At 44.8% G+C, this 26,063-nt stretch carries 24 protein-coding genes; 13 read left to right on the top strand and 11 right to left on the bottom strand.

The window, feature by feature from the left end; translation table 11 throughout:
• Positions 1-194: 194 nt before the first annotated feature.
• From DV872_RS23305 to DV872_RS23295, 3 genes are all read left to right on the top strand, one after another.
• Entirely contained in the window at positions 195-1,343 is a 1,149-nt protein-coding gene (locus DV872_RS23305) for an MFS transporter (RefSeq protein ID WP_158547139.1), read from the top strand.
• Between the two features lie 84 nt (positions 1,344-1,427).
• Positions 1,428-2,123 carry a 1-acyl-sn-glycerol-3-phosphate acyltransferase gene (locus DV872_RS23300; protein ID WP_158547138.1) on the top strand — a complete coding sequence of 232 codons (696 nt, stop codon included), beginning with the start codon at positions 1,428-1,430 and terminating at the stop codon, positions 2,121-2,123.
• Positions 2,110-2,979, top strand: coding sequence for a phosphodiester glycosidase family protein (locus DV872_RS23295; RefSeq protein ID WP_158547137.1), 870 nt, complete (start codon positions 2,110-2,112; stop codon positions 2,977-2,979). Before DV872_RS23300 ends, DV872_RS23295 begins: the two co-directional genes overlap by 14 nt.
• Before the next feature lie 15 nt (positions 2,980-2,994).
• On the opposite strand, the gene DV872_RS23290 is transcribed toward DV872_RS23295, so the two are convergent.
• On the bottom strand, positions 2,995-4,734 hold the full coding sequence (locus tag DV872_RS23290) for a long-chain fatty acid--CoA ligase (RefSeq protein WP_114632372.1): 1,740 nt from the start codon (positions 4,732-4,734) through the stop codon (positions 2,995-2,997).
• A 137-nt stretch (positions 4,735-4,871) separates the two neighbouring features.
• Here DV872_RS23290 and DV872_RS23285 point away from each other — a divergent pair, with 137 nt between their 5' ends.
• Positions 4,872-6,260: an Hsp70 family protein gene (locus DV872_RS23285; protein ID WP_114632371.1), complete on the top strand. Its 1,389-nt coding sequence runs from the start codon at positions 4,872-4,874 to the stop codon at positions 6,258-6,260.
• 2 nt (positions 6,261-6,262) lie between these two features.
• On the opposite strand, the gene DV872_RS23280 is transcribed toward DV872_RS23285, so the two are convergent.
• The 3 genes from DV872_RS23280 to DV872_RS23270 are packed head-to-tail and all read right to left on the bottom strand — an operon-like array spanning position 6,263 to position 9,279.
• On the bottom strand, positions 6,263-7,186 hold the full coding sequence (locus DV872_RS23280; RefSeq protein ID WP_114632370.1) for a hypothetical protein: 924 nt from the start codon (positions 7,184-7,186) through the stop codon (positions 6,263-6,265).
• A complete protein-coding gene (locus DV872_RS23275; RefSeq protein ID WP_114632369.1) occupies positions 7,183-8,859 on the bottom strand; it encodes an alpha-galactosidase in 1,677 nt (558 codons plus the stop codon). The genes DV872_RS23280 and DV872_RS23275 overlap by 4 nt, the downstream gene beginning before the upstream one ends.
• Positions 8,860-8,862: 3 nt before the next feature.
• On the bottom strand, positions 8,863-9,279 hold the full coding sequence (locus DV872_RS23270) for a C-GCAxxG-C-C family (seleno)protein (protein ID WP_114632368.1): 417 nt from the start codon (positions 9,277-9,279) through the stop codon (positions 8,863-8,865).
• A gap of 101 nt (positions 9,280-9,380) precedes the next feature.
• Between DV872_RS23270 and DV872_RS23265 the strand changes: the two genes are divergently transcribed.
• Both DV872_RS23265 and DV872_RS23260 read left to right on the top strand, forming a co-directional pair.
• Positions 9,381-10,148, top strand: a complete 768-nt coding sequence (locus DV872_RS23265; protein ID WP_114632367.1) for a flagellar hook-length control protein FliK — start codon at positions 9,381-9,383, stop codon at positions 10,146-10,148.
• The gene (locus tag DV872_RS23260; RefSeq protein WP_114632366.1) at positions 10,139-10,408 is read left to right on the top strand and encodes an EscU/YscU/HrcU family type III secretion system export apparatus switch protein; all 270 of its coding nucleotides are present in this window, start codon (positions 10,139-10,141) and stop codon (positions 10,406-10,408) included. The genes DV872_RS23265 and DV872_RS23260 overlap by 10 nt, the downstream gene beginning before the upstream one ends.
• A 51-nt stretch (positions 10,409-10,459) precedes the next feature.
• On the opposite strand, the gene DV872_RS23255 is transcribed toward DV872_RS23260, so the two are convergent.
• A complete protein-coding gene (locus DV872_RS23255; protein ID WP_114632365.1) occupies positions 10,460-11,257 on the bottom strand; it encodes an SDR family oxidoreductase in 798 nt (265 codons plus the stop codon).
• A 105-nt stretch (positions 11,258-11,362) separates the two neighbouring features.
• On the opposite strand from DV872_RS23255, the gene DV872_RS23250 reads away from it, so the two are divergent.
• Complete coding sequence (locus DV872_RS23250; protein ID WP_114632364.1) at positions 11,363-12,055, top strand: redox-sensing transcriptional repressor Rex; 693 nt, start codon at positions 11,363-11,365, stop codon at positions 12,053-12,055.
• Here the strand turns inward: DV872_RS23250 and DV872_RS23245 are convergent, their stop codons facing one another.
• The 3 genes from DV872_RS23245 to DV872_RS23235 form a co-directional block, all read right to left on the bottom strand.
• The gene (locus tag DV872_RS23245; protein ID WP_114632363.1) at positions 12,056-12,283 is read right to left on the bottom strand and encodes a hypothetical protein; all 228 of its coding nucleotides are present in this window, start codon (positions 12,281-12,283) and stop codon (positions 12,056-12,058) included. It abuts the gene before it with no gap.
• Positions 12,284-12,293: 10 nt separating this feature from the next.
• Positions 12,294-12,743 carry a flavodoxin domain-containing protein gene (locus tag DV872_RS23240; RefSeq protein WP_114632362.1) on the bottom strand — a complete coding sequence of 150 codons (450 nt, stop codon included), beginning with the start codon at positions 12,741-12,743 and terminating at the stop codon, positions 12,294-12,296.
• 79 nt (positions 12,744-12,822) lie between these two features.
• Positions 12,823-13,221 carry a thioesterase family protein gene (locus DV872_RS23235; protein ID WP_114632361.1) on the bottom strand — a complete coding sequence of 133 codons (399 nt, stop codon included), beginning with the start codon at positions 13,219-13,221 and terminating at the stop codon, positions 12,823-12,825.
• Positions 13,222-13,342: 121 nt separating this feature from the next.
• Here DV872_RS23235 and DV872_RS23230 point away from each other — a divergent pair, with 121 nt between their 5' ends.
• A complete protein-coding gene (locus tag DV872_RS23230) occupies positions 13,343-14,023 on the top strand; it encodes a pseudouridine synthase (protein ID WP_114632360.1) in 681 nt (226 codons plus the stop codon).
• Here the strand turns inward: DV872_RS23230 and DV872_RS23225 are convergent.
• From DV872_RS23225 to leuC, 3 genes are all read right to left on the bottom strand, one after another.
• The gene (locus tag DV872_RS23225; RefSeq protein WP_158547136.1) at positions 13,918-14,958 is read right to left on the bottom strand and encodes a class I SAM-dependent methyltransferase; all 1,041 of its coding nucleotides are present in this window, start codon (positions 14,956-14,958) and stop codon (positions 13,918-13,920) included. The two genes, DV872_RS23230 and DV872_RS23225, sit on opposite strands and share 106 nt — an antisense overlap.
• Positions 14,959-15,023: 65 nt before the next feature.
• On the bottom strand, positions 15,024-15,629 hold the full coding sequence (gene leuD / locus DV872_RS23220; protein WP_114632358.1) for a 3-isopropylmalate dehydratase small subunit: 606 nt from the start codon (positions 15,627-15,629) through the stop codon (positions 15,024-15,026).
• Positions 15,630-17,033: a 3-isopropylmalate dehydratase large subunit gene (gene leuC / locus DV872_RS23215; protein ID WP_114632357.1), complete on the bottom strand. Its 1,404-nt coding sequence runs from the start codon at positions 17,031-17,033 to the stop codon at positions 15,630-15,632.
• A gap of 136 nt (positions 17,034-17,169) precedes the next feature.
• Between leuC and DV872_RS23210 the strand changes: the two genes are divergently transcribed.
• The 5 genes from DV872_RS23210 to DV872_RS23190 all read left to right on the top strand — a co-directional run bounded on the left by DV872_RS23210 (position 17,170) and on the right by DV872_RS23190 (position 25,935).
• Positions 17,170-19,881 (top strand): hypothetical protein, encoded by a 2,712-nt coding sequence (locus DV872_RS23210; RefSeq protein WP_114632356.1) that lies wholly within the window; start codon positions 17,170-17,172, stop codon positions 19,879-19,881.
• A 142-nt stretch (positions 19,882-20,023) separates the two neighbouring features.
• Positions 20,024-20,734, top strand: coding sequence for an efflux RND transporter periplasmic adaptor subunit (locus tag DV872_RS23205; RefSeq protein ID WP_114632355.1), 711 nt, complete (start codon positions 20,024-20,026; stop codon positions 20,732-20,734).
• Positions 20,735-20,737: 3 nt separating this feature from the next.
• Complete coding sequence (locus DV872_RS23200; protein WP_114632354.1) at positions 20,738-23,830, top strand: efflux RND transporter permease subunit; 3,093 nt, start codon at positions 20,738-20,740, stop codon at positions 23,828-23,830.
• Positions 23,831-23,848: 18 nt separating this feature from the next.
• The gene (locus DV872_RS23195) at positions 23,849-24,553 is read left to right on the top strand and encodes a response regulator transcription factor (RefSeq protein ID WP_114632353.1); all 705 of its coding nucleotides are present in this window, start codon (positions 23,849-23,851) and stop codon (positions 24,551-24,553) included.
• Positions 24,550-25,935, top strand: a complete 1,386-nt coding sequence (locus DV872_RS23190) for a HAMP domain-containing sensor histidine kinase (protein ID WP_114632352.1) — start codon at positions 24,550-24,552, stop codon at positions 25,933-25,935. The genes DV872_RS23195 and DV872_RS23190 overlap by 4 nt, the downstream gene beginning before the upstream one ends.
• The last annotated feature ends 128 nt before the right edge of the window (positions 25,936-26,063 follow it).

The following is a 26,063-nucleotide window of genomic DNA, read 5'->3' as shown; positions in this document are numbered from 1 at the left end:
CTGTCCAAACGTTGTAGTATGATGACTCATAGCCGATTTCCTTTTGTTGTATTGTTTTAGTCGACTTAAGAATAAACGGAGATCGGCTTTTATAAAACCCCTTTCAAATTATCTTGGACAGCTGTGAAACCTAATAAATGATCAAAACGCAGCAGGTATTCAAGAACCCACATATTAAGTCCTTTCTTTTCAGTATGTTTATATTCGGAGTTTCCGTCGGATTATACGGAGGAGTTCTGAACAACTTCCTTGCTGATATATTAAATATAGATCGTTTCGGTAGAGGTGTCGTAGAGTTCCTTCGAGAGCTTCCCGGCCTTCTTCTTTTTCTGATGCTGGCTCTTCTTTATAGAATACCTGAAAACAGAATCGTTCGAATCTCTTTCTTTATTGCCCTTCTTGGTATGGCAGGACTTGCTTTTGCAACGGAAGCCCGGTGGATGGCCGTTACACTTATTGTTCTCTGGAGTACAGGAGAACATCTTATGATGCCTGTCCGTCAGTCTATCAGTATTCACTCGGCTATTCCCGGAAAAGAGGGTGTGGCCATGGGGCTCACCAGAAGTGCCGGCAATATAGGATCTGTTATAGGGTTCTACATGGTCTCCCTGATTTTTATGGGATTTGGACATTTTGAAGAACTTATGACCTACCGGGTTGTTTTTGGACTTGGTGCCCTTTTTACATTAGCGGGTCTTCTTTTTACTTTACGACTGGGACAGTCAGAAGGACATGTAAAACGTCCGCGTATGATGCTGCTTCCCAAATACAGGAAGTACTATATTCTGGAGATGTTTTTCGGTGCAAGAAAACAGGTTTTCATGACCTTTGCTCCCTATGTTCTGATTTTGAATTACGGCGCAAGCACACAGCTTATTGCCACACTCTACGGTATCTTCTCTCTGGCAAATATCTTTATGAATCCTGTAATGGGGAAGCTGGTGGATACCATCGGTCATAAGGCTGTGCTGATTCTGGACTCTTTCCTTTTGATTCTGCTCTGTTTTCTCTATGGCTTTGCCCACCATCTGTTTCCCGGAGAGTGGGCTTTTCGAGTTATTTGTGTCGTTTTTGTTCTCGATGCCATGCTCTTCTCAGCAGGAATTGCCAGAGCAGTATACGTCAGGACATTAAGTGACAACCAGGAAGAGCTTACAGGAACTCTCTCAACGGGTATTTCCGTTAACCATCTGATCTCTGTAGTTATCGCCCTGCTGGGAGGACTCCTGTGGGAGCGTCTCGGAATGGAAATACTATTCTCTGCTGCAGCATTATTCGGAATAGCCAGTCTCTTCTATACAATGACTCTGCCCGGTAGAAAAAAGATACTTGAACCTGTATAAGGCTCAGGCTAAAATAGGACTGTAGGAGGCATTTCAATGTATCTGATGGGGACTGTTTTATTTTGGATTTTTTTTCTTATATGTATGGTTTTTTTGTTTTTTCCGGCAGCTCTTATCTGGCTGGTAACTCTGCCTTTTGACAGAAATAAAAAGGTTCTACATATTTTTTCCTGTTTCTGGGGTTCCCTGTATACCTGGTTCAACCCTTTTATAAGGGTAAAAATTGTAGGGAAGGAAAAACTGAAAAAGGGGCAATCCTATGTGTATTGTCCCAATCACAGCTCCATGATGGATATTGTAATACTTTACCGCCTTTTCAGGCATTTTAAATGGGTTGCCAAGAAGGAACTTATGAGGGTCCCTTTTCTGGGCTGGAATATGTTCTTAAACGGGTACCTCGGCATTGACCGGAAGAGTCCGTCCTCACAGATCAGGATGATGAAGGATGCGGAAATGCTTCTTAATCAGGGCAGCTCTATAATGATATTCCCTGAAGGAACACGTACTAAAGACGGTCGCCTGGGAAAATTCAGAGACGGAGCCTTTCTTCTTTCTCAGAAGAGCAATGCTCCGGTTGTTCCCATTGCCATAGAGGGTTCCCGGGATGTTTTCTCTGATGGCACGATCCGCTACCATCGTGTATATCCAATGACCATTACAATTCTTGAACCCGTTATGCCGGAAGAAGGGGAGAATGCAAAGGCTCTCGGTCGTTTGACCAGGGAGAGGATTGCGGAGAAACTCGGTCAGATCGATGTTCGGGCTGATGAAGTATCATAAATCCAGGGTACATCTCTTTCTCATTTCTGTACTGACAGTCTTGCTGCTGTCCTGTACAAGCACTTCTCCAGTTCTGGAGAAGGGTGTTTCTCTGCTCCCACCGTTAACAGATCCTGTCTGGATAGGATCTGGTACTCCCGGAATGAAAGTCCTTGCAGAAATGGATCAGAACAATCCTGTGGGAGGTGCAGCCCTGGCACTGGATACGTCTTTGCTGGAGTTTGTTATCAGCACTCCGGATCCCACGGGAAAAGGGGAGACCCGCTCTGCAAAAACATCGGAGTTTGCACTACAGGCCGATGTTCATATTGCTCTCAATGCTTCACCCTTCTCAGCTGTAGATGTATTAAACAGATCAAACAGACCCATGGATATAGTGGGTGTACAGATCAATGACGGGCGCACTGTGTCACAGCCAGAACCTTCTTATGATGCCTTATATGTATTGAAGGATGGACAGATTCTTCTGGGATCCCAGCGCTCCGTTCCCGAAGGGACATGGACAGCATTGGGGGGATTTCATCTTCTTCTGGAAGAGGATGTGAATCTCGGAGGGAATGATATACGTCATCCCAGAACAGCCGTTGGTCTCAGTGAAGACGGCAAGACTTTTTATCTCGCGGTATTTGACGGGAGACAGACTGAACGAGCCGGACTGACTACAGAAGAGACTGCCTGCTGGATGAGCTGGCTTGGCTGCAGTACGGCTTTGAACATGGATGGCGGGGGCTCCAGCGCAATTGTTATAAAAAAAAACGGGACTGTCCGTATTCTGAACAGCCCCATTCATAGAGGTAAGCCGGGCCTCGAAAGGGCCGTGGCCAATCATCTGGGGATCCTTATCAGAACTCCCTGAATATAATTATATTCATCAGAGAAGAAACCCTGTATCTTCCTTCTCTTTCAGATAGGCAATAACCTTGGGTCTCTTAATTTTTTTGGTAGTTGTCATCTCCATGGGTTCGTCGAGAATACGAAGCTTCGAGATCCTCTTGTAAGCCAGCAGCTCACGGTTAACCTCTTTTACAGCATTCATCATATCTTCTTTGATCTTTTCATCATTGCCGATACTCAACGAGTCATAGTGCTCCTTGTTTGGATAGATAAGAGCCTCAATTCCCTCTCCCCTTGTCTCTGCATTGGCCAGGTAACTCACGATAAGAATCTGATCGATCTGCTGATAAAGCTGGAAGTGATCTTCAATCTCTTCGGGGAAGACATTCTTTCCACCTTCGGTGACTATCAGGGATTTTGCTCTTCCTGTCAGATAGAGGTAGTTATCTTTGTCCAGGTATCCCAGGTCTCCTGTTTTAAGGTAACCGTCTTCAGTGAAGAGCTCTTTTGTGGCTTCTTCATTCTTATAGTATCCTTTGCAGCATATGGGACCCTTCATAATGATCTCGCCGATTCCATCGTTGTCGGGGTTCAGAATCTTCATGTCCACAAGGGGAAAGACCTTACCTACAGATTTCAGTCTGAAAGCATGTGCAGGGTTCAATGTGGAAATCGGAGCGGTCTCTGTCATTCCGTATCCCTGTACAAAATCCAGACCCAGTTCCTGGTAGCGTCTAAATGTTTCGGTAGCCAGAGGGCCGCCGCCGCAGATCATATATTTGATGGTGTAGAGATTGGCTTTCTTCAGGAGAATATTTCCGAAAATCTTCTTTCCAATATTTATATCGAAGACTCTCTTAACGAAACCGCTGATTCTCATCAGTATTCCTATGAGAACATGACTCACCACACCTTTGGCACGAACCTGCTTCATCATCCCTTTGAGGATCTTATTGTAGAGGAGGGGTATACCCATAATTACGGTAATCTTCCCTTTCTTGAGGTCATTCATCATCTGTGTAACAGAGAGGCCTCCGGCAAACACAAGCTCACAGCCGATGGACAATGACTCAAGGAATACGGCTGTCATACAATAGCTGTGGTGCAGAGGCAAAAGGGCATAGAGAATATCTTCGGGCACAACATTGAGAAAAGGTTTGTTTGCCTGAAAGGCATCGGATGAGAAGTTCTTGTGACTAAGCATTACACCCTTTTCTTTACCGGTAGTACCGGATGTGAAAAGAACTGCTGCCATATCATCTTCTTTCGGTCCCTCGGGAAGCTGTGTAGAAGATTCAGGAAGGTCAAGAATATAGTTGTCTTTATGAGGTGAGAGTGAGATTTTCTCTTTTATACCCTTTGCATTTCCAAGCTCATCGTAGCGTTCTTTATCAACAAAGAGGATTGGAGCTTCAACAAAATCGAGAATCCTGCTAATCGTATCTTTTTCCATCTGATAATCCAGAGGGACAATAACAGCACCTATCTCAACAACTGAAAGGTAGGCCATGGCCCATGCAGGTGAGTTCTTTCCGGTCATTGCTACCCGGTCACCTTTTTTTATCCCTTGATCAACAAGGTAGGCAGCAGTCTTCTTTATAATATTTATGGCTTCAGTGTATGTGTATTCTACTTCAATAGGAGAGAAGGCCCGAAAACATACTTTGTCCGGAAATCTGTGTTGGGCAAGCTTGAACATTTCGGGGATGGTGGGCCATTCGCCTTGGATATGAGTCTCTCTATATTGATCCAGCCAGGACCATCCTTTTTCTTCCATTGCAATAATCTCCTGTATTTCAGAAATTCCACGTTTCTATGAAGATAGTATAATCCTGGATGTATTTTTGTATACAAAAATAAAGCAATTTATCTCAGGGAGTTGCCCATTTATCAGCTTTCTGATATTTCTGAACTATGAAAAAAATAGGGGCCGGCCTGGATTTCGGTAATTCCAATACAACTCTGGCATTGTATGATGGTGAAAAAATCGAATATCTCAAGATTGATACAGCTTTGAAGAAGGGGGCCGTTATGCCCTCGGCTCTATACATACATAAGAACCGTGAGTTTGAGACCGGAAGCAAAGCTCTGCTGCGTTATCTGGAAGAAAACACAAATAGAAAGATACGACTCACTGAAGTTGAAGTAGGAACTATAGAAGTTCATATGGGTGAGATGGACCGTGACTACTTTGTTGAGAGAGACAGGAGTTTTACAGCTCGTCTCCATGCCCGTATAGACAAAGATCTGCCCGGGCGTCTTTTTCGGGGACTCAAGATGTACCTGGGAGAAGGTGAAGAGAAGCGTTTTAAGATCTTTCATAAACAGTTCAGACTGGAAGCCCTTTTGAATATGATGCTTCGCCCTGTCCGGGAGCATTGGGAGGAACGGGGATATAATCTTAAATCCATCCATGTGGGTCGCCCTGTGCGTTATCAGGGCAGCGATGACCGGAAAGCTTCCCGGGCAGTTGAAAGAATGAGCAATGCCCTTGACCTGGCTCGATACCCGAAGGCCCAATTCCTGGAGGAGCCGGTGGCGGCCGCCTGGAGTTATCTGAATGACAACAGATTGAAAGAATCAGAGACTCTTCTTGTTTTCGATTTTGGCGGAGGAACTCTGGACCTGGCTTTGCTGAAGAAAGATAAGTCCAGAGGTTTCCAGGTTCTCGGTTGTGAAGGTATGACCAGAGCGGGAGACTGGATTGATCAGGAACTCTACAAACGCATTATTTTTCCCGAACTGGGTGAGGGTTCGGAAATTCCCTTCAGGAAGGATGATGGATCTCTCTCATCCTACCCCTTTCCCTTTTCAGAATATGAAGAACTATTGCTCAATTGGCAGAGTACATATCTTCTTAAACAGTCCCGTTATCTTGAAGGTCTGAACAAGGCATTACTCACAGGAGGTGATGTTGCTGTGAAGGCCGACAGACTGAATCGGCTTATTCGTTGTAATGGAAGCTTTACATTGCTGAAACTGATAGAGCAGGCTAAAAAAGAATTGAGTGAGAAAGAGAAGACAGCTTTGGTTTATCCGGAAATAAACCTTGAAATCTTACTGACACGTGAGGATCTTAAAAAAGTAATAGTTCCATTCCTTGAGGAAATTCCGATTCTTATTGAAAACCTGCTGAGCAAAAACGGTCTGGATACTGTAGACCGTGTGGTTTCTACAGGCGGGTCATCCCTGATTCCCGATATCCGCCAGATTCTGGAGAACCGTTTTCCACATGCAGTTGAGGAGTGGGATCCCTTCAGAAGTATTGCCGCCGGTCTGGCCATGGCGGACTACCATTCCTGATGTTATTTCTTGCGGAGCAGAAAGCTGTCATTCTCCGGATATAGATTAAGTTCCTTCAGGTCCTTTACAAAGCGCTTGCCGTCGTTATAGTAGCCGGCTGTTTCTTTGATACCCGGAGCCTTTTTATTCCAGTAATTATTAAAAGCCTTCATATAGATTTCTCTGCTGTACTTGGCAAACATTGATGCAAGGGCGGTTTCAAAATTCAGTGCATCAGCCTTAACCTGGAAATCGATGCGGCAGTTTTTGACAGTATAACGGGAGAGATCTTTCAGTTCCTGGACTGCTATAAGCTGTTGTCCGGGGAAGAGGTTGATCAGCCAGTCACCGTAGTAACGCCTTCCGCCCTGTCTATCCACGATTACCCTGTCACTCTCCAGAACAGATTCTTCCAGTAAAGGAGTCATGATGTCCTGACAGGCGGTTCCCTTATTTCCATATTTTATCAACAGGGAATTGAACAATAATGCTGGCTGTACACTGAGTTTTACTGACTGCAGTTTTATTCCAGCTACCTGCAGGCAGTCTGCCAACTTTTCAGAAGATTCAATTATCTCTTTTCTGTCGGCAGCCAGAGGTAATATCAACTCTTTAAGTTCATTGATCCATGGCAGGGTTCCAAGAAGTCCTTTCTCTACATAGGAAGTAAGAAACCCATAGGCATCTTCAGAAGCTGAGGCTGTTGAATGCAGCAGACGGTGAAAGGAGAGAACAGTTCTTTCAAGTTCTTTAATATTCCCTGATGTATAGATTTTTTTACTGTCGCCTACGGCCAGTCTTTGGGGAGCAGGTTCACTGCTCAGTATGGAGTCACAGTTATTAAAAGGATCCGCCGGCTCTTCTGAATACTCCATCCGAACCGCCGCTGCACAGTAGGGACCAAGAATGGGTCCGAGACCTGCTTCATCAATTCCGCTGATATTCAAAATTTAAAAATCCTTGAACCCAGTGGGGGGAGTATCAGTTCAAGCTCTCCAGTTTTCATTCCGGTTCTTCCTTCCTGAATGGGAGAATCACCGGTCTTATTGTATATTTCCTGCTTTAGGCTCTCCATATTCAGAATGACTTGCTGTTTTTTAGAGGAAAGATTGAATACTCCAAGATATCCGGAGCTGTTGTAGATAGTAGAGGTCTCTTTTTTTCTGGGACAAACCAGCTGCTTCAATTCACCCCGGCTGAATTTTTTAAATGAAGGAATCAATCGGGTCAGCTCCTCTTTTTGTTTCTCTGTTATTGAAGGAAGACTCATGCTGAGTGAAAGTATCCCTCCCCCGATGAGCAGCATCTGTCTGAAGGATTCTCCAGCCTGTTTGTGAAAACTGCTATCGTCTTCAGGAAGGGGATAGTTTCCACTATTAAGAATCCATGGATAATTTGAAAGAGAACTTATCTCCATTTTCCTGAACAGGGCATTGGTAATTTCCGTTCTGGATTTTCTTTTTGTAGTAAGCCTGGCAGGAATACAGATCATATCTATTTGATTAACCTCAGTTATCAGTGGTATATCTTCTGCAGTTATGAAACAGTCTTTTCCCAGAATAGATCTGAAAAACTCCAGAGCTGAATAGAGAATCTTTCCGCTTTCAATGCTGTTGTCTGAGTGATAGCCCGGAACAAGAAGTGCCGACAATCCCTGGAGATGGAATGACTTGAACCCCCATTGTCTTCTGAAAATATTTATGCACTCTTCCAGATACTCCTTTACTTCATTCTGAGTAAAATCCAGGATATAAATTTTTCTTTGTCGGTTAAGTGTAAATATTAGGGCATCGCCTTTCATATCTCCCACCAGCCATTCGGGGTGAAGGCGTACCAGTTCGGAATCAATTTCTGCATAGAAGGGCTCGAAACCGAGAGCCGGGACCATGCCGTTGTGTTCAATTCTTCTATTGATAAATCCGATTTTACCTCTGTAATCTGTATGCAGATTATCCCAGTCACCAGCCTTGTTATGAATTTTTTCAAGACGGATTATATTGAAGAAGAGTCTCTCCTGTTCCATCCAGCTGAGATTGTCTTCAAGATCCTTTACACGGATTCCACGCTGGGCTTCCTGAGGGGCAATCCACATCGTCTCGGCTATTCCCGCGGGTATACGGTGTTCAATTTTACTCGGGCCGGGCTGGAGACCCCCGCTTGTCTGTGTCAGTAGTACGGGGTCCATGGGTAGAGATCCCGATTCCGGGACCATACAATTGAATTCCCAGATAATTTTTAATGAAGAACCTGTATTGATGAAGCGTATATATTGCCTCATTTTCCTGTTCCGTTTCATACGGATGACATACTGTCCGTCTGATATACTAATTCCGGGGCTGCCGGGGAAACAACCATTGAAATAGATCTGTCCTCTCTGACGATTTTGAACCTTAATTGTCATTTCAATTTCACGAAGGTATATTTCTTCTTCGGCTTTAAATACAGCTGAAAAGATATCCTTAGCAGAAGACATCTTCAATGTTCCCTGGGGAAATGTATAGCTGCTGGGCTGACCTGATCCGGGCCAGCGGCCTTTTATTCTGCTCTGCTTTTTTCCTTCTGAACTAAAAGATATTCTGAGATGAATCTGGCTCTTGTCCAGTTTAAGAGTCGAAGCCACAGCTTATTCTCCTTCGGGATAACCTTCCCGCTCAATTATACTGTCAAGAACTCCTGCAGCAGCAATAATAACTGGTCTGCACCCTTCTTCCTCTGTCCGGTGATTCTCCCTGAGGGGTGTGCACATCTCACTGCCCATCAGTTCGTTGAATTCATCAATCAGTTTTTTTATCAGTTCTCCATTTCGGGGAGATTCATGAGCTCTGTCTCTGATATAGATCCGGCTTAAGACCATGGCTCCTGCTGACAATGCTCCACAGATATTACCATTGTAAAAACCGGCAGAGAATCCTGCAGCCATTTTCAGGGTATTTTTATCCATTTCCAGGTTCCATACCAGGTTGGCCCCGTATAATATGGTTTCAGAACAACTTAGATCTTCTTTGAGACCAAAACCTTTCTCTATATAGTTTTTGAGCATATTTCCTCTTAATTTTAATTTATTCCAACTGCAAATACGATTTAAATATAATTTTTTTGTAGCTCTAATATATGATTATTCTGTTAATATGATAATACACTATGAAAATTGATTCATCATCAGGAAAGGCGGAGATTTCCGCACTGACCGACAGACAGAATCTCAAAGCTTCTGTTTCAGGAAAAGCAGGTATCAACTCTGCTGCTGAAACAGCGGTGTTCAAGGAGAGTGAACTCCTTTCACGCAGCATTGAATCCCTTCTGAAAATGCTGAAACCCTCAGATACAATTCATGAAGTATTGAGATCCCTATTGAAGATGATTCCCCGACTTCCTGCAGGGGGAGAGGGGCTTCCAGCGAATACTGACGATTCCAGGCTTCTCTTTAAAGTTCTTGTAGAGTTCAGAGAATCCAGAGGGAATCTGCTGCCCGAAAGAATCATGCAGGAGCTGAAATTTACCGAAAAACTCCTTGAAAAAAACCAGCTAAAGGAGTCTGAAACTCTAATTCTGTTTCATGAGGAGAAAACTCTTGGACGACCGGCCCTTAGAGTTGATGAGAACAAATGTGATCCACCTGGAGAAGAGGATCAGAAACAGTTGAGTCTTCAGATTGACCTTGAGAATCTAGGATCAGTTTCTATTCTTTTAAGACGGAAAGGAGAGAAACTGAGCTGTCTGATCCAGACCACCAGTAAAGAGAGTCGGAATAAGATAAGAAAAGCTCATTCTGTACTGTTAGAACAAGTAAAAGAGAGAGGTTTACGCCTTGATGATCTAAGTATCCGGAGCAGGGTTGCCTCTTCAGAGGATAAGAACATTAATTATAATCCGGATCAGGAGAAAAAGGGGCTGGATTTATGGGGATAAGGAAATCCATTGCCTTGAAGTGGGACCGGGAAAAAGATGATGCTCCCAGACTCATCGCGGCCGGTAAAGGGCCCCTTGCTGACAGGATTGTCTCCCTTGCATTGGAGGCTGGAATCCCTGTTCAGCAAAATGGAATGCTGACAGAGGCTCTGATTGATACCGCAACGGGCAGTGAAATCCCCCCTGAACTGTATCAGCTGGCTGCTGAAGTTTATATTTTTCTAATGAAGCTTGAGAAGTCAGAGGCAGGAAATCCGTGAGTCTGTATCCAGGGATGATGAAAAAAAAGCCCTGCCGCAGCAGAGCTTCAATTATTTAACTTCGGCCTTCCTGAGCATCTTTGCCAGGAGAGAAGGTATATTGCGACTGAGGAAAAGAGCCAGTTTCACCTTGGGTGCAATTCCCATATAGATCTCCAGTTTATTCTTTTCCATTCCTTTCAAAATGATTTCGGCAGCATCCTCGGGAGATATCCCGGAGGCCTGGTTGGGGTCCATCTCTCCATGTTTACCCCCTGTTGCATTCATTGCGTTCAGAGAGATATTTGTTTTTACAAATCCGGGGATGATGAGGTTGATCTGTATACCCTGATCATAAACTTCCGCTCTCAATCCGTCATAGAAACCCTGAAGTGCCATTTTTGACGCACTGTAAGATGTACGCAGGGGTGTGGAAAATTTTCCGGCTACAGAACTTACGGGGGCGATAATCCCGCTTTTCTGTTCTATCATAAATGGTAAAACTGCTCTCGTCAGACCTGCGGAGCCGAGATAGTTTATGTCCATGATCTGTTTCATCACAGAAAAATCGGTTTCAGCAGCAAGGCTTCGCTGGCTGACTCCCGCATTATTTATAAGAGCATCTATCCGGCCCCATTTTTTTCGGGCTTCAGCTGCAGCTGCAGGAAGCTTTTCATGGTCACCCATATTCAGGGGGAGAATGAGAAACCGATCTTTATCCTTCCAATCGGAACAGATCGAATCCAGTTTATCAACTGACCGGGCTGAGAGTATGACTCTGGCTCCCCGGTCATACAGGTTCCGTGCCAGAGCTTCTCCGATTCCCGAAGATGCCCCTGTAATCCAGCAAATTTTATTATTCCAAAACATGAGCCGAATTGTATCATAAATAAAATAAATCAATAAAGATAAAAAAATATAGAAATAAACTGAAATCACATTGGCAAGTTATGAGCTCTGACTTATAATGTAGCCATGAAACTCAATTCATATGTCAATATACCCTTACCTACCTTAAAACGTTTTCCTGTTTACCTCGGGCTTTTAAAAGAGTGCCGTGATCAGGGAGAAGAATGGATTTCCGCCAGTTATATTGCGGGAAGACTAAATCTGAAATCAATTCAGGTTCGAAAGGACCTGAGCTGTACTGGCGTTGTCGGTAAACCTAAAAAGGGATTTCTTATCAGCGAAATGATGGAGGCAATCTCCTTTTATCTAGGAGAAGGCAATCTTTCGGATGTACTCCTCGTGGGAGTGGGAAATCTGGGGAAAGCTTTATTGGCCGATCGCCGCCTGACCCGACATGGTTTTGAAATTGTCGCCGCATTTGATGTGGATGAAAAAATAGTAGGAACCGAAATCGCAGAGCATAAGGTTTACGCCATGGATAAACTCTCCGATCTTATCAAGCGCATGGGCATCAAGGTGGCTATTCTGACTGTCCCTGAAAAAGAGGCCCAGCCCATAGCAGATAAACTGGTTGAGGCGGGTATCCTCGGTATCTGGAATTTTTCATCCCTCTTTCTGGATGTGAAGTGTGAAGTAACTGTGATCAATGAAGACCTTGGTGCCCGCCTTGCTCTTCTGGCAGGACGGGTAACTCACGGTTCAGGCTGTGGGGACAAAACAAGTGCCACAAGCCTGGGAAGTCTTTCATTTAAGAAATGATTATTTTACCAGTGTAAGGGACGGACCTGTTGGAGCGGGTCTGTCCAGGGCAAAAACGATTGTCTTGCCGTCTTCTTCATGCTGGGTGATCCGGATGGTTCCACCGCCTTCTTCCGATTCCACGTGTACAAGCATTCTGTCATCTTCATCTTTTGTCACTGTAAGAATCAGGTCTGCTCCACGTACTTCTATGAGTTCTGTTTTATCAATATCAAGTGATCGTGCCATTTCTTTATTCCTAATTAATCTGTTCTATTTCATCCGCTAAAACAGCGGCCCATTCTCTACTCTCTTCCTCTGTACGACCTTCAAGATCATTAACCATAAGAGAGGGGAGCATTATACGGCTTCCCAGGCTTCTGAGTTTTGATTCAAGAATTCTGACTGCTTCACAGAAAAAACGGAAGCGTGAACTTCCTGAACCGAATACGGCCCCAAAATGACCCTTTAGATCCAGGTCATCCATTTCACGTTCAAAGTCTATGAAATCGGACTGCAGGTCTCCGTCACTCCAGGTGGAACTGCCCAGGAGTATGAATTTATATTGCAACAGTTCTGCAGGTTTTACTTCAAACACATTTTTACAGGTTACGGGAATTTTACGCTCTTCAAGGACAGAGGAAATAAATGAAGCCATTGCCTCTGTCTTCCCCTGTTTACTCCCGTAGACAATGAGTACTTTTTCCATGGAATTATCCTACAGTATTCTTCCTTTGATGTGAACAGCTTCGCGGCGGTGATGAAACATTTACTGTAGGATCATTATTCTACAGAATAGTTCTAAGGAGTGCCGATCTCTGGTCCGCAAGAGTCTTTAGACTCGTTCGGTCAACGATGAGCCGCTCATTGAGGCCATGGGCAATAATACCTGTTTCATCAACTGCTTTGAGGGCTATGAGAATTTTGTTCTCTTCAACCTTCTTGACAGTTGCTTCCACTGTAACAGCTTCACCGGCAACAGTGGGTTCCTCATGGGTGATCTGAATCATGCTGCAGACTGAGGTCACTCCGCTGTGAAGTTCTCTGTCCAGTAATGACCAGGATGTATCCAGCATCAGTTTTGCCAGAGCTGCAGTTGATAGTAGTCCGTCATAGGTATCCTTGTTGGCAACACTTTTCTGAAGGGTAACGGACTTGTTCATTAAGTCATTAAAACTTTTTCCCATAACACAATGCCTCCTGACGGCCAAAGGGCCTACATTGAATTCTCGTTCTCCGAGGTTCTCTTGTCCAGAAAATCCTTCATTAATCCGAGGCAGATCTGAAAATTCTGTTTATACTGAAACCATGATAAGTATTATCAGAGAAGAAAAAGACTTTTATGTCTGTGAAAAAGAGGCAGGTCAGGATTTTCATAATTCAGATGATGGCCTCGGCTTTTTCTCTCTTCTAAAGAAACAGATGAAAGAGATATACCCTGAAGAGACTCTTTATCCTGTACATCGTCTGGACAAAGTTACCTCCGGACTGATCCTTGCTGCGAGGAATAAGGAAGCTGCTTCCGGTCTTGGAGAATTGATCTCTTCGGGGGGGATTGAAAAAATTTACCTGGCTCTTTCTGATAAGAAACCCCGTAAAAAACAGGGTTGGATTACAGGGGATATGGAGCGTTCCCGCAGGGGACAGTGGATTCTCACACGGGGCAGGAGTAATCCGGCACGGAGTTATTTTTTCAGTCGCTCTGTCAGGCCGGGACTTCGTCTTTTTTTTGTAAGGATTTATACGGGAAAAACCCATCAGATTCGGGTCGCCCTTAAAAGTCTGGGATCTCCCATATTGGGAGACCCCCTCTATTATGCCTCGGGACCCGAGGCTGATCGATGCTATCTCCATTCCTGGAGAATGAAGTTTCAGTGGAAAAATCAGTACTTCGATTTAGAATCACGTCCTCTGTCGGGACCCTTGTTTGAAGAGTTGAATCTGCTGGGACCGGATCTTCTGCGTGGTTCATGCCCGGTTTTCCCCTGAAGAATTCCAGTCAGTTCCCAGCATTTGTGAGCCGGTTTGTTCTTGAAATCGATATCTGTGGTCAGCTTGGTGATATCTTCAATTTTAATTCCCGAGGGAAAATCTTTTTTATGAAAACGGAAGTCCGAGAGGTTGTTTGAAAAGAGCAGGCGTCCACCCCCCTTGAGAACCTTGAAACAGCTAAGAATCAATTCCAGATAATCTTTCTGAATTTTAAGGGTCCGTTCCATCTTTCTGCTGTTGGAAAAGGTTGGAGGATCCAGAACAATCAGGTCCCACTTTTCCTTTTTCGCAGCAGCTTCCTCCAGGAATTTGAAAACATCCGACTGAACGAATTCAAATGCTCCCGGTAGAAAATCATTGAGTCTGAAATTTTCCTTTGCCTGATCAAGGTAGGTGCTCGACAGGTCCACTGATGTAATTCTGGATGCTCCGCCGGATGCGGCGTATATGGAGAAAGAACCTGTATAACTGAAGAGATTCAGAACAGAGAGACCAAAGCAGTCATCTCTGACCATCTCTCTTGTCTTTCTATGATCCATAAAAAGCCCTGTATCGATATAATCTCTCAGGTTTACATGAAACTTCAGTCCATTTTCATTGGCAATGATTTTTTCCTGTTTGCCATCAAGAGCACTGTACTGTTCGTGATCGCTCAGAGATTGTCTGGTTTTGATAATCATTCTATCAACAGGGCAGTAGAGAGCGCCGGCTATTTTCTTAATTTCATCTTCTGTCAGTTCAAATTCTTCGGGACCATCGAGAACAGTTATATGAATATATACTCCGTATCTGTCTATCAGAAGGGGAAGGTTGCTGTAGCCTCTATTGAATATTCTATAACAGTCAGTACCAGCGGAAGTGAAATGATTTCTCAGATCTTTCTGACTTGTTTTAAGTATGGATAACAGTTTATCCAGGATTTCCTGTTTCATGATTACTCCTGTCTGCAGACTATCCTGACGGGGCCTGTGCATGCAAGCTCCGACAGGATTAGTTTTCATGAATTAAAATTATTCATATAGGGTAGAGAAGCTGCAGTTGCCTTTGCCTTATCGAGGCGATCAAGCAGAAGAGATGTGTTGTCCCAGGTTCCTTCTGTCAGAGCCTGTCTGCGTGATTCAGGAATATTGATTTCGTATATTCTTTCCCCGCAATGGACTTTTTTACTCATAAGATCGAGGCTGAGCCTAATGCTGCTGTCCCTTTCTACGGCTGTCTGAATTTCTTTGATGTCTCCCGCATTGAGGGTTACCGCAGCCAGGCCGATCATGGCGCAGTTGCCTGCAAATATCTCTGCCAGAGATTCCGCCAGAACGACTTCTATTCCCCATCGAAGAAGGGCCTGGGGTGCATGTTCACGGCTGGAACCGCAGCCGAAGTTGTCATTGCCTATGAGAAAAGATGCATCTTTGTTTTTATTAAAGGGATGATCCTTTTCTGAACCGTCTTCATTAAAACGCTCATCGAAGAAGGGATATTCACCCATTCTTGAAAAAGTGATCTCTTTCAGGAAGCGGGCCGGGATTATCCGATCTGTATCAATATCATTGCCGGGCACTGAAACTCCCAATCCATTAAGTTCTCTTATTGCTTTCTCATTCATCTATAAAATCTCCCTGATATCCTGAACATGTCCGGCCAATGCCGCCGCCGCCACCATTACAGGAGACATAAGCAGGGTTCGTCCGGCAGCACTTCCCTGTCGGCCGATAAAGTTTCTGTTACTGGAACTTGCAGATATTTCATCTCCTTCCAGCTTGTCCGGATTCATGGCCAGACACATGGAGCATCCCGCCTGTCTCCACTCAAAACCGGCATCTTCAAAAATAATATCCAGTCCCTCTTTCATAGCCTGGAGTCTGACCGGTATGGACCCGGGGACGATGATACCTCTGACTGAGGGATTTATTTTTTTTCCTTTTACAATTTCCGCCGCAGCTCTGAGGTCAGAAATCCTACCATTGGTACAGCTCCCGATAAAAGCAACCTGCACCGGCAGTTCTACAGCTTTCTGGCCGGGTGTGAGTTTCATATGGGCATAGGCCTCTTCGAAGGATTTTCGCTGATTAGCTTCAAGACCCTCAAGCAGGGGCAGCCTTTCATCGGCTGCCACACTCTGGGACGGAGTAATTCCCCAGCTGACCATAGGTGATATATCCCCGGCATTGAAAACAACGATATCGTCATAGGATGCATCAGCCTCTGAAGGAAGAGTTTTCCACCAGCTGACCGCCCTCTCCCAGGCTTCAGCCGTCGGGCTGTGTTCCCTGCCCTTCAGGTATTCATATGTTGTCTCATCGGGGTTTATATAGCCGATTCTGGCACCGCCCTCAATGGACATGTTGCAGACAGTCATCCTTCCTTCCATGGTCATGGAGTCGAATACATCGCCTGCGTATTCATAGGCATAGCCCAGACCGCCCCGGACACCGAGTTTATTGATGATATATAGGATTACATCCTTGGGGGTAACGCCCTTTGACAGTTTTCCCTTTACCTCAATTCTTCTTACTTTGAGGGTATCCATGGTAAGGCAGCCTGTGGCCAGTACATCCCTTACCTGGCTTGTTCCTATTCCGAATGCCAGTGTTCCGAAGGCACCGTGTGTTGAGGTATGAGAATCTCCACAGGCAATGGTCATTCCCGGCTGGGTCAGTCCCAACTCGGGACCTACAATATGAACGACTCCCTGTTTTCCTGAGGGCGGATCATAAAATGTAATCCCGAAATCTTCAGTATTCCTCTCGAGAGCCTCCATCATCTCCTCGGCCTGTTCATCTTCGAAGGGACGCTGGGCTGAAGTGGTTGGTACTATATGATCGCATGTAGCGAATGTTCTGTTGGGAAAGGCAACAGCTAATCCCTCTTCTCTGAGAGCATCGAAGGCCTGTGGACTGGTTACTTCATGTACAAGATGAAGACCAATGAGTATCTGGTTCTGCCCTGTAGGAAGAGTTCCCACATTATGTGCATTCCAGACTTTATTATAGAGTGTCTTTTCAGCCATATTTATATCCTTTTACTTTGGTACTCCAAATTGTAGGAATGATTCTCAAATAATTCCAGATTACCAGGCTATTTTTTAGTAATTATAATCTACTTATTTTCTTGATTAATCCGCCGGCAGGGTGCATCTTTGGAATATGTCGGGAAATGAGGAAGAACTTTTTAATCCATTGGACCGTGTTTACATGGATCGAAGCATCCAGGAAGCCTATTCTTTTCTGAATCGTAAAGATCGGGAATCCAGTCCATACCTCCCTTCAGGATTTCACGGAATCAACCGGGAGGTTCTGACCCCCGTCACCAGGGGGATTATCAATTATGAAAATCTTTCCTGTTCCGATTATTACAATAATTTTGACCGAGCCCTTGATTCCCTCAACTGTCTGGCTCTTAACTTTAAATTTGATCTGAATAAAACAAGACTTCTTATGGCTGTTGTCCGGGAAGCCGTCAAGAGCAAGGCTGATCCCGAACTCTGTCTCTCCTACTTGAGTCTTTATAGAAAGGTTCTGGAAGGGACTCCGGCACAGGTCCGTAATATACTTATTCAGAAATTTCATCTTACCGTACTGGCTGACCGTCCACTGAATACCCAGGAAAGCGGATTTGATGATCGGGTATACGGTAGTTTCAGTCTTGGAAAGAGGACGGCTCTGCAGGTTGTGGTGGATGCCTATATCAAAGGCCTCTCCAGGGTGACCATCGTTCACATTAATGAGATTCACAGGCAGATAATTCCTGTTGTGCTAGAAGCCGGCAGGATGCTTGATGTGGATGTGGAATTTGCCCTGGAATTTTCTCATGGAAGGGGTGAGGGTAAGAATAATTTTCTCCTCTACTTTCCTGACTGCAGAACGTCTGCTGAATATGACACAGTTCTTGATTCAGATGTAATGAGTTCTTTTCAGAATGATCTTTCCAAGGTAGCCGAGGCAAGAGAGAAGGGCGTTTCCAAGGAGATTCGGAGATTCAATCAGAAAGTCAGGCCAGGGCTGAATAAAGGATTTGAGAAATATCCGGAACTTGTAATGCCTCGTATTTCTCTGGAAGATCTGCTTAAAACAATAAAGCTGAATCAGCTCTCCATTCCTTCATTGGGACATTACCTGTATGAACTTTACGGTAATGTCCTTAAAAAAAGGATGGAGGCATTTGATCTTGATGAGTTCACCCCCATCCTTGGGAAATTGAAGAAGATGAAGAACCGGGAAATCTCCGCCCTTGTTGAAAAGGTTGAGCGCCTGGATCAGGAATATAACAAGATGGATCATGAGGCTTTTACAGCCCGATATCTCTCTGAAGATTTTGAAATATCTGTGGCTATTCCCGGCTTTGCAGATCATCTTAAATTCCTGAGAAAAGCCGGGATTGATGTGATTCTGGCCCTGCCGCAGAGAGTCGGACTGCCCCGGCTTCTTGAAAGTCTTCTTCGCTATTCCGGTGGAGTAAACGGAGTTGAGCTTTTCAATACCAAGTACTTTTTCTCCCATCGTGAAAAGGAAGGGGAGATTGGAGAGTTGATCGAACTGATCAATATCTATAATGATGGAGCAGTGAAAGCTTTGTTTCGTAAGGCACAGAATTACGGGCTTGTCAGGGATCGGGGAGACAGATTTAAGGTCATGCTCTCTGATGCTGCGATGCAGCTGCTTGATGATGAAGATCCCAGTTTCAGGATTAAACTTGGAAGCGGTTCAAATGATTACAGTATCGCCTCTCCGGGAATGGGGTTTCTTGTTCCCAGGTTGAGTCTTTTAGGCATCCGCTCCTCCCTCAGCGGTCTGGCCGGACATTACTCACTGCCCTTTAAACTGGGAGAATCACTGGAGCATCTCTCCTGTCCTGTTGAAAGAACAGGTCCGATCTCTGTATTAAAGCGCCTCTCCCAAGGGTCAGTCCTGCTCCTCGGGAATCCAACAGCCATAGATCTCAAAAGGAAAAAGGATAAAAAGATCTCATTTCTGAGCCGAATGAAAAGTGCCAACTCCACAATCAGAAATTCCATCCTTGTAATACTGGGTATCCTACTGGCCCTGCTTCCTGTTAAAGGCAGTCTGGCTCCCCACTTCATAACACTATGGTTTATTATAAGTATCTTTCAGTCGGTCCTCTCAGATCTGCTTTCCCATGGAGGCAGTAAGATTCATTCCTACCGTCGGGAACTGATCAATGGAAAGGATCTTTCGGCGTATCTATTCTTTACGGGACTGGCAATCCCGGTACTGGGAACAGCCTCTCTATACATCACGATTTTTCTTGAGGGAAAAGGTTTGAGAGATGGAATCAGCACTATGATTCTATTTATCCTTCTTGGTCTTGTTTCCTGGTTGTACACGGGTATTACAACTCTGCTGCGCGGGTATAAACCTGTTACGGCTCTGGTAAACGGAGCCAGAAGTTTTTACAGTTTTCCTCTGGCCGCCCTATCGGCTCTTGTCCTTCCTCTTCCTCCCATTGTGCAACAGAAAATCTGGACAGCCGTGGCTGGAGCAGTAGTGGAGGGATTTGCAAAATACAGAGAGGATCTGCGTCTCAGGAAATCTGACTTTGCCAGACTCTTTCATGAAATATCTTCACCCCGGACTTCAGAAAGACGGGTCCTCTGTCTGATCTATGATCTTCTTTATATCCGGGGAAGAATGCCCCGGGGGAAGGAAGTCCTGACGGATATTATCGGTTCCGCTTCAGTTGATGACCTCTCACTCCTGGTTGATCAGCTTCAAAGAGATGATCTGTTTTTCACTCTGCAGCAGGAGGGGCTGAACAGTTCCTATGCTGAGATGAAGCCTCTCCTGGAAGAGGAGCGAAAAGAATTGATAAGGGAACTTTCCAGCCTTCCCAATTCCTGATTTCAGATCCAGGATGAAATTTAAACATTTTGTTTATCTCCTCTTTAATACTCCTTAATGGTGTTCTCTCAGCTCCGGGAGTAGAATTCATCATGAAGACGGGACCTCCCTTCTTCAAAATGATTTATTCAGGAGCCGGAAGATGACAGTTAAGAAAATGGTATATATAGGATTTCTCCTGCTGCTTCCTCTGATTCTTCTTCTGAACAGTGGATTTTTATATGTAGAAGGGGCATTGCATGATAATTCTATAATCTCTGAATCAGCCTCGATTGAGGAGTCTTCAATTCAGGAAAATCTTCTGGAAGAGGAAGTCAGTGCTTTGACTGTTGAAGTCAGGACTGAGTATCTGCTTCTTTCAGGTGAAGTCCGTCCCATGGATGAAGTCGATATTTTTCCTGAAACTCAGGGGAAGGTCAGGGAGATGAGAATTGAAGCCGGAGACAGTGTTATCACTGATCAGATTTTAGCGATGATCGATCCCTCCCGACCCGGGATGAACTATACACTCAGTCCGGTTAAGTCATCCATAAGAGGTACTGTCACTGCCGTATATGCTGATCCTGGAGCCTTTATTACAGCGGGTCAGCCCTTGTGTAGAATCGGAACCCTCTCTCAGCTTGAGGTTGAAGTGTATGTTCCCGAAGGTTCCATTGATGATGTTTATAAAGGAATGACAGCGCTTGTCAGTTCTCCGGTCCTTCCTGGACTAAATGAATCCCTTGTCCTTAATCAGATTTCTCCTGTTGTAGATCCCTTGAGCCGCTGTATGAAAGTTGTATTTGTACCTGAGAAAAAAAGCAGCCGACTGAAGTCCGGTATGTTTGTAGACCTTACGATTCCTTTGGAGTAGTTCTTGAATATTTTTAAGTTTATCCTCAAACATCCCTTAGCCGTGATAACTCTCTTCTGTCTGATGTCCATTCTGGGATTACTCATGGTATTCAGTATTCCCATGGATCTCTATCCTGAGTTTAATCCCCCTGTTCTTACTGTGGTGACAATCTATCCTCAGGCTACTCCCGAAGAAGTAGAAGATCAGATTACACGGCCCCTTGAAGAGAGCCTGGGCAGTCTCAGCGGTTTAGATCAGATAAGCTCCTATTCTGGTAATTCTGTCAGCCGGATTGTTCTCGAGTTTAACCTGGGACTGGATATGATCTCCATAGAGAATGATATCCGCTCCCGCCTGGGACAGCTACAGCTGGGTCTGCCGGCAGAAGCGGAAATACCAGTCCTTTATAAATTTGATATGAACGATGAGCCTATTGTGGAACTGGCGATACGAGCGTCTGAAGGCAGGGATCTACAGGAGATCTACAGTCTGTCGAAGAAGGATATAAAAAGTTCCTTTGAGCAGTTGGAAGGTGTGGCTGCTGCCGAGCTGAAGGGAATTCGGGAAGAGTTGGTTGAAGTTTCTGTAATCAGGAACAGGCTGGAAGCCTTTTCTCTGAATCTTACGATCCTGGCCGGGATGATCAGCGGGCAGAATAGAAAGCTTGGCTCTGGAAGTCTGGATGAGGATGGAATTGAATACAGCATACAGGCCGACGGTGAATTCTCTTCTCTGGATGATATCAGAACCACAGTGCTTTCTTCCTCACCCGGAGGCGGTTCCATAAGGGTTCAGAATCTGGCTGCAGTATATAAAACTCTTGAAGATCCTGATGATCTTGTTACACTGGACGGTACTCCCGCCATCCGTATCTCCATCCTTAAACAGAGTGATGCCAATGTGGTGCAGACCACCGATCGGGTGCTGGCTCATGCCCGAGTAGTAAATGAGACTCTTCCTGATGGATTTGAACTTATTGTTGTTAGTGAATCCACAGGTCTGATCCGTCTGGTCATCAGTACTATTATGAGTTCGGGGCTTCTCGGGGGGCTTTTGGCTATGTCGGTTATTCTTTTTTTCCTACATAGAATCAGACCGACAATCATTATCTTTATATCCATTCCTGTTTCTCTCCTGATTGCTGTAGGAGTACTGGGAGTTATGGGTAAGACCCTTAATATCCTGACCATGGGAGGGCTTATTCTCGGTCTGGGAATGATCGTTGATGGCTCCATTGTGGTTCTTGAAAACATCATGGGTTACTTTGAAAAGGGTGTACCCCTGAAGTCAGCTGCCATGCAGGGGGCCAGGGAGATGGCATCTCCAATTACGGGCTCCACATTGACCTCCATCTGTGTGTTTCTTCCTCTTCTTTTTATGGCAGACGACCTGGATATTCTGGGGGTCATGTTCAAGGATATGGCCCTTTCGGTTATCCTGGCTCTTTCAGCATCTCTGGCGGTGTCTCTCTTCCTGGTGCCTGTACTCAGTCTTCTGCTATTGGGAAGAAAAGGAGGAAGAACCGGAAAAGGGAGCTCATTGGGGCATAAAGGATACCTGAGTAGAGGTATTGAGAAATTCCTCACTGTCTTTGAAGGAGCTTATGTTTCATTACTTGGTAAAGCCTTGAAAAACAGGGGACTGGTACTTATAACAGCTCTGGTTTTGCTTCTGTCTTCATTTCTCCTCGTTCCACATCTGGGTTGGAAGTTTCTACCAAATACAGGAGAAGAATCCTTCATAGTGGATGTTGAGTTTCCAATGGGAACTTCCCTTGGGAAGAGTGAAGAGATTCTGCTGGAAATATCCGGGATGATGAAGGAGAAAATACCCTGGCTGAAAGCTGTACTTGTAACAGCAGATACGGGTGGAGGAAGGATTAAAGGTATTCTTCCTCCTCTGGATCAGAGAGCTCTATCTTATGAGGAGATGAAGTCGAATCTCCGCAGTGAATTACAGCGTTGGCCAGAGGGCGATTTTGAGTTTATTTCTACAGATATGGCAACAGAAATTGGGAATTCCGGAAAATTGATTGTTCTTATAAAGGGTGAATCTCTGGATGACATGATAGAAACAGAGGAAAATCTGGCTCATATTTTTGAATCCAGGGATGAGATCCTTGAATTCAGCTCTGACCGGGAAAAACCCCGTCCGGAACTCTCTATCTCTTTTTTCCGGGACAGAGCATTTGAGCTGGGAATCAGTATGGAGCAGGGGGCGGCTGAGGTCAGGGCCGCGCTTACAGGACTCAAGGCTACTGAATTCAGAGAGGATGGTGAAAGCCTGGATGTAGTGGTCAGGCTCAGACCTGAAGACAGAAGCGGCAGGCAGGACCTTCAGCGGGTTTTTTTGATGAACCCCCGGGGTGTGAGGGTCCCTCTCTCTAATATTGCCCGACTGGAAGAGGGTACCATTCCCGGTGGAATAAGGCGGGACAATCAGACTCGGACCTTTAAACTCAGTGCGACTGTTGATCCTCAATACGAAGTAGATGAACTGCAGTCTATCGTTCAGAGTCTAATTGCTTCTCAACTCATTCTTCCTGATGGAGTACAACTTGGATACGGGGGAGAGATGGAAGATGTTGAGACCTATGGGAAATCTCTGATTTATATTTTTGCTCTGGCAGTCCTCCTTGTATTTGCTGTGATGGTTTGTCAATTTGAGTCATTAAAGAGCCCCTTTATAATTATTCTGGTGCTGCCGTTTATGTTTATTGGAATTATTCTCATTTTTCTCCTTATGGGCCTGGCAATTAATATGATCACAATTATTGCTGCTGTCATGCTGGCGGGTATTGTTGTAAATAATGGAATCGTAATGGTGGACTATACAAAACTGCTTAGAGATCGGGGGGCTTGTCTTGAGAATGCCTGTCTTGAGTCCGGCAGAAGCCGCTTACGCCCTGTGTTGATGACTACCCTTACTACTATTCTGGCCATGGTTCCCATAGGATTTTTTCCGGGAGAGGGGGGGGCTATGTTACAACCCCTTGGGATGACTATTGTCGGAGGTCTTGCCATCAGTACGGTGGCAACACTTTTTCTAATTCCCGTGCTTTATTCTCTTTTTCATCGAAGGGAGGAGAAGGCTGTTGAAAAAAGTGTTGTATAATTATTTTGAGGATAAATAATGAAAGCGTCAGTCCTTGTTGTAGAAGATGAAAAAGACATTGCTGAACTCATAAAACTATATCTGGAAAAAGAGGGAATTGATGTTCTTCTGGCTGCTGATGGAGAAATGGGTCTTGAGTTTATCCGGGGTTCTCTTGACGTGGATCTGGTTGTTCTTGATCTTAACCTCCCTGGGTTGGACGGTTTTGAATTCCTTCAAATTTTAAGAAAAGATCTGGATATCCCTGTTGTTATCGTATCCGCCCGGCATGAGGATGGAGATATGATAATGGGCTTCGGCATTGGTGCGGATGATTTTGTTGCAAAGCCTTTTTCTCCGCGTGTTCTGGCGGCCCGGGTTCGGGCCCATCTCCGTCGTAGAAATTCTGAAAAATCTGAGCCTGATACGAATATTATCCATTTTGGAAAATGTGTTCTTGATAAAAAAGCCCTTTCTCTTTTTAAAGAGGGACAGCGGGTATCTCTCAGTCCCAGAGAAATCCAGGTTCTGATCTACCTTGCCGAGGAACCCGGAAGTCCCCGTTCTCAACAGGATATCTATGATGCGGTCTGGGGGCAGGACTTCGGTGACCTGAATACAGTTAGTGTCCATATCCAGAGGCTGAGGCAAAAGCTGGAGGATGAACCCTCCAATCCTTGCTATATAAAAAATGTTTATGGATTCGGTTATACCCTTATCAGCGCAGCCGGGGAGGAATCATGAAATCAATAAAAGACCTTTCCCTGCCGGACCGGCTGTTAATCGTTGTCATCGCCCTGATGGTGATTCCCTTTATATCTCTTATTGTCCTGATTTTTATGAACTATTATTTCTGGGATACCTATCGCTATAATGGAAGTGAAAAGATTCAGGCTCCCAAATGGCTTAGAACCGAATTGAGTGCAATACTTGATCATGATAAAGAGCTTCTTGAATCCATCCCTCCATTAGAAAGGGAGATAATGCTTCTTACTGATGCAGACGGGGATTTCTTATATGTGGGTTTTACAGATCTTATTGATCTGGATCTCAGTGCTTTTTCAGGCAGTCTTCCAGATCTGGCGTCCTCAATTGTTCAGCTAATGACCGGAGAGCAGATTGCTCTTACTATTTACGGTTACAACGATACTCAGGGGCTGATGGCCTATATGATCAGACCGGATAGTTTTCCTCAAATCCTTGCCCGCTGGCTCTGGATACTGGCGGCACTCTACTTTGTGGCCTGTCTATTTTTTCCTACCTATATCAGTACCAGACTGATAATGCAGCTTCGCCGTTCTGTCAGCCGTCTTGAGGAAGCTGCGAAACAGGTGGAGCAGGGGCATTTCAGCTTTGAGCTGGAAGAGGCCGGCCGTCGTGATGAATTGAAACCTCTGACCGATGCATTCAGAGCCATGCAGCTTCGCCTAAGAGAAGAGCAGGATCAGAAAACACGATTTCTTATGGCTATCTCTCATGATCTTAAAACTCCGTTAACTTCAATTAAGGGATACCTTGAGGCCATTGAAGACGGTCTGGCAGAAAACCCGGAAACACTTAAAGAATATCTTTCCATCCTTCAGAGGAAGAGTGAAATTCTGGAGAATAGAATCGGTAGTCTTATCGATTTTGCCAGAATGGATACAAGGGCATGGAAACAGAATAACAACAGACCTCTGGTACTGAATGACCTCTTCATTTCATTGATGAAAGACTGCAAAAGGGATATTGAGATGTCCGGGCGAAGTCTGGAAGTCAATATTGAACTTAGTAGGGAAGAGAAGGTTCAGGGTGATTGGGATCTGCTCTACAGGGCTTTTGAAAATATACTTAAGAATGCCCAGGCCTATAGTTTTGAGGGAAATCTTATTGAGTTTAAGGCAGGAGTTATTGGAGACTTTGCCGAGATCTGCATTTCTGATAATGGACCGGGTATCACAGAAGTGGAGAGAGAGTTGATCTTTGAACCTTTTTACAGGGGAGGTACAGGTCGAAACCGCAGTGGAATGGGATTGGGGCTCTCATCTGCAGATTCGGTTATTCGTTCTCATGGGGGTGCTATTGATTACCGGGACAGAGCCGGAGGTGGATCTGAGTTTATTATTCATCTACCTCTGATTCTTTGATCTAGTGTCATGACCGGCTGAATTTTAATCATCCAGCCGGAACTTAATTTTCGCCTTCTTAAAGGTAAATTTCCAATCAAACTTTACTTTCTGCTTATTCATTCTATTTTTCCAGGCATTTACATTTT

The sequence above is a fragment of the Oceanispirochaeta sp. M1 genome, assembly GCF_003346715.1.
Lineage (GTDB): Bacteria > Spirochaetota > Spirochaetia > DSM-2461 > DSM-2461 > Oceanispirochaeta.
Note: the sequence above shows the minus strand (reverse complement) of the source record. Positions and strands in the feature narration are given on the sequence as shown.

What these genes read in the sequence shown, in the direction of transcription:
- DV872_RS23305 (WP_158547139.1), top strand. Translation starts at nt 195, where the DNA reads ATGTTTATATTCGGAGTTTCCGTCGGATTATACGGAGGAGTTCTGAAC.
- DV872_RS23300 (WP_158547138.1), top strand. Translation starts at nt 1,428, where the DNA reads ATGGTTTTTTTGTTTTTTCCGGCAGCTCTTATCTGGCTGGTAACTCTG.
- DV872_RS23295 (WP_158547137.1), top strand. Translation starts at nt 2,110, where the DNA reads ATGAAGTATCATAAATCCAGGGTACATCTCTTTCTCATTTCTGTACTG.
- DV872_RS23290 (WP_114632372.1), bottom strand. Translation starts at nt 4,734, where the DNA reads ATGGAAGAAAAAGGATGGTCCTGGCTGGATCAATATAGAGAGACTCAT.
- DV872_RS23285 (WP_114632371.1), top strand. Translation starts at nt 4,872, where the DNA reads ATGAAAAAAATAGGGGCCGGCCTGGATTTCGGTAATTCCAATACAACT.
- DV872_RS23270 (WP_114632368.1), bottom strand. Translation starts at nt 9,279, where the DNA reads ATGCTCAAAAACTATATAGAGAAAGGTTTTGGTCTCAAAGAAGATCTA.
- DV872_RS23265 (WP_114632367.1), top strand. Translation starts at nt 9,381, where the DNA reads ATGAAAATTGATTCATCATCAGGAAAGGCGGAGATTTCCGCACTGACC.
- DV872_RS23260 (WP_114632366.1), top strand. Translation starts at nt 10,139, where the DNA reads ATGGGGATAAGGAAATCCATTGCCTTGAAGTGGGACCGGGAAAAAGAT.
- DV872_RS23255 (WP_114632365.1), bottom strand. Translation starts at nt 11,257, where the DNA reads ATGTTTTGGAATAATAAAATTTGCTGGATTACAGGGGCATCTTCGGGA.
- DV872_RS23250 (WP_114632364.1), top strand. Translation starts at nt 11,363, where the DNA reads ATGAAACTCAATTCATATGTCAATATACCCTTACCTACCTTAAAACGT.
- DV872_RS23245 (WP_114632363.1), bottom strand. Translation starts at nt 12,283, where the DNA reads ATGGCACGATCACTTGATATTGATAAAACAGAACTCATAGAAGTACGT.
- DV872_RS23240 (WP_114632362.1), bottom strand. Translation starts at nt 12,743, where the DNA reads ATGGAAAAAGTACTCATTGTCTACGGGAGTAAACAGGGGAAGACAGAG.
- DV872_RS23235 (WP_114632361.1), bottom strand. Translation starts at nt 13,221, where the DNA reads ATGGGAAAAAGTTTTAATGACTTAATGAACAAGTCCGTTACCCTTCAG.
- DV872_RS23230 (WP_114632360.1), top strand. Translation starts at nt 13,343, where the DNA reads ATGATAAGTATTATCAGAGAAGAAAAAGACTTTTATGTCTGTGAAAAA.
- DV872_RS23225 (WP_158547136.1), bottom strand. Translation starts at nt 14,958, where the DNA reads ATGAAACAGGAAATCCTGGATAAACTGTTATCCATACTTAAAACAAGT.
- leuD (WP_114632358.1), bottom strand. Translation starts at nt 15,629, where the DNA reads ATGAATGAGAAAGCAATAAGAGAACTTAATGGATTGGGAGTTTCAGTG.
- leuC (WP_114632357.1), bottom strand. Translation starts at nt 17,033, where the DNA reads ATGGCTGAAAAGACACTCTATAATAAAGTCTGGAATGCACATAATGTG.
- DV872_RS23210 (WP_114632356.1), top strand. Translation starts at nt 17,170, where the DNA reads ATGTCGGGAAATGAGGAAGAACTTTTTAATCCATTGGACCGTGTTTAC.
- DV872_RS23205 (WP_114632355.1), top strand. Translation starts at nt 20,024, where the DNA reads ATGACAGTTAAGAAAATGGTATATATAGGATTTCTCCTGCTGCTTCCT.
- DV872_RS23195 (WP_114632353.1), top strand. Translation starts at nt 23,849, where the DNA reads ATGAAAGCGTCAGTCCTTGTTGTAGAAGATGAAAAAGACATTGCTGAA.
- DV872_RS23190 (WP_114632352.1), top strand. Translation starts at nt 24,550, where the DNA reads ATGAAATCAATAAAAGACCTTTCCCTGCCGGACCGGCTGTTAATCGTT.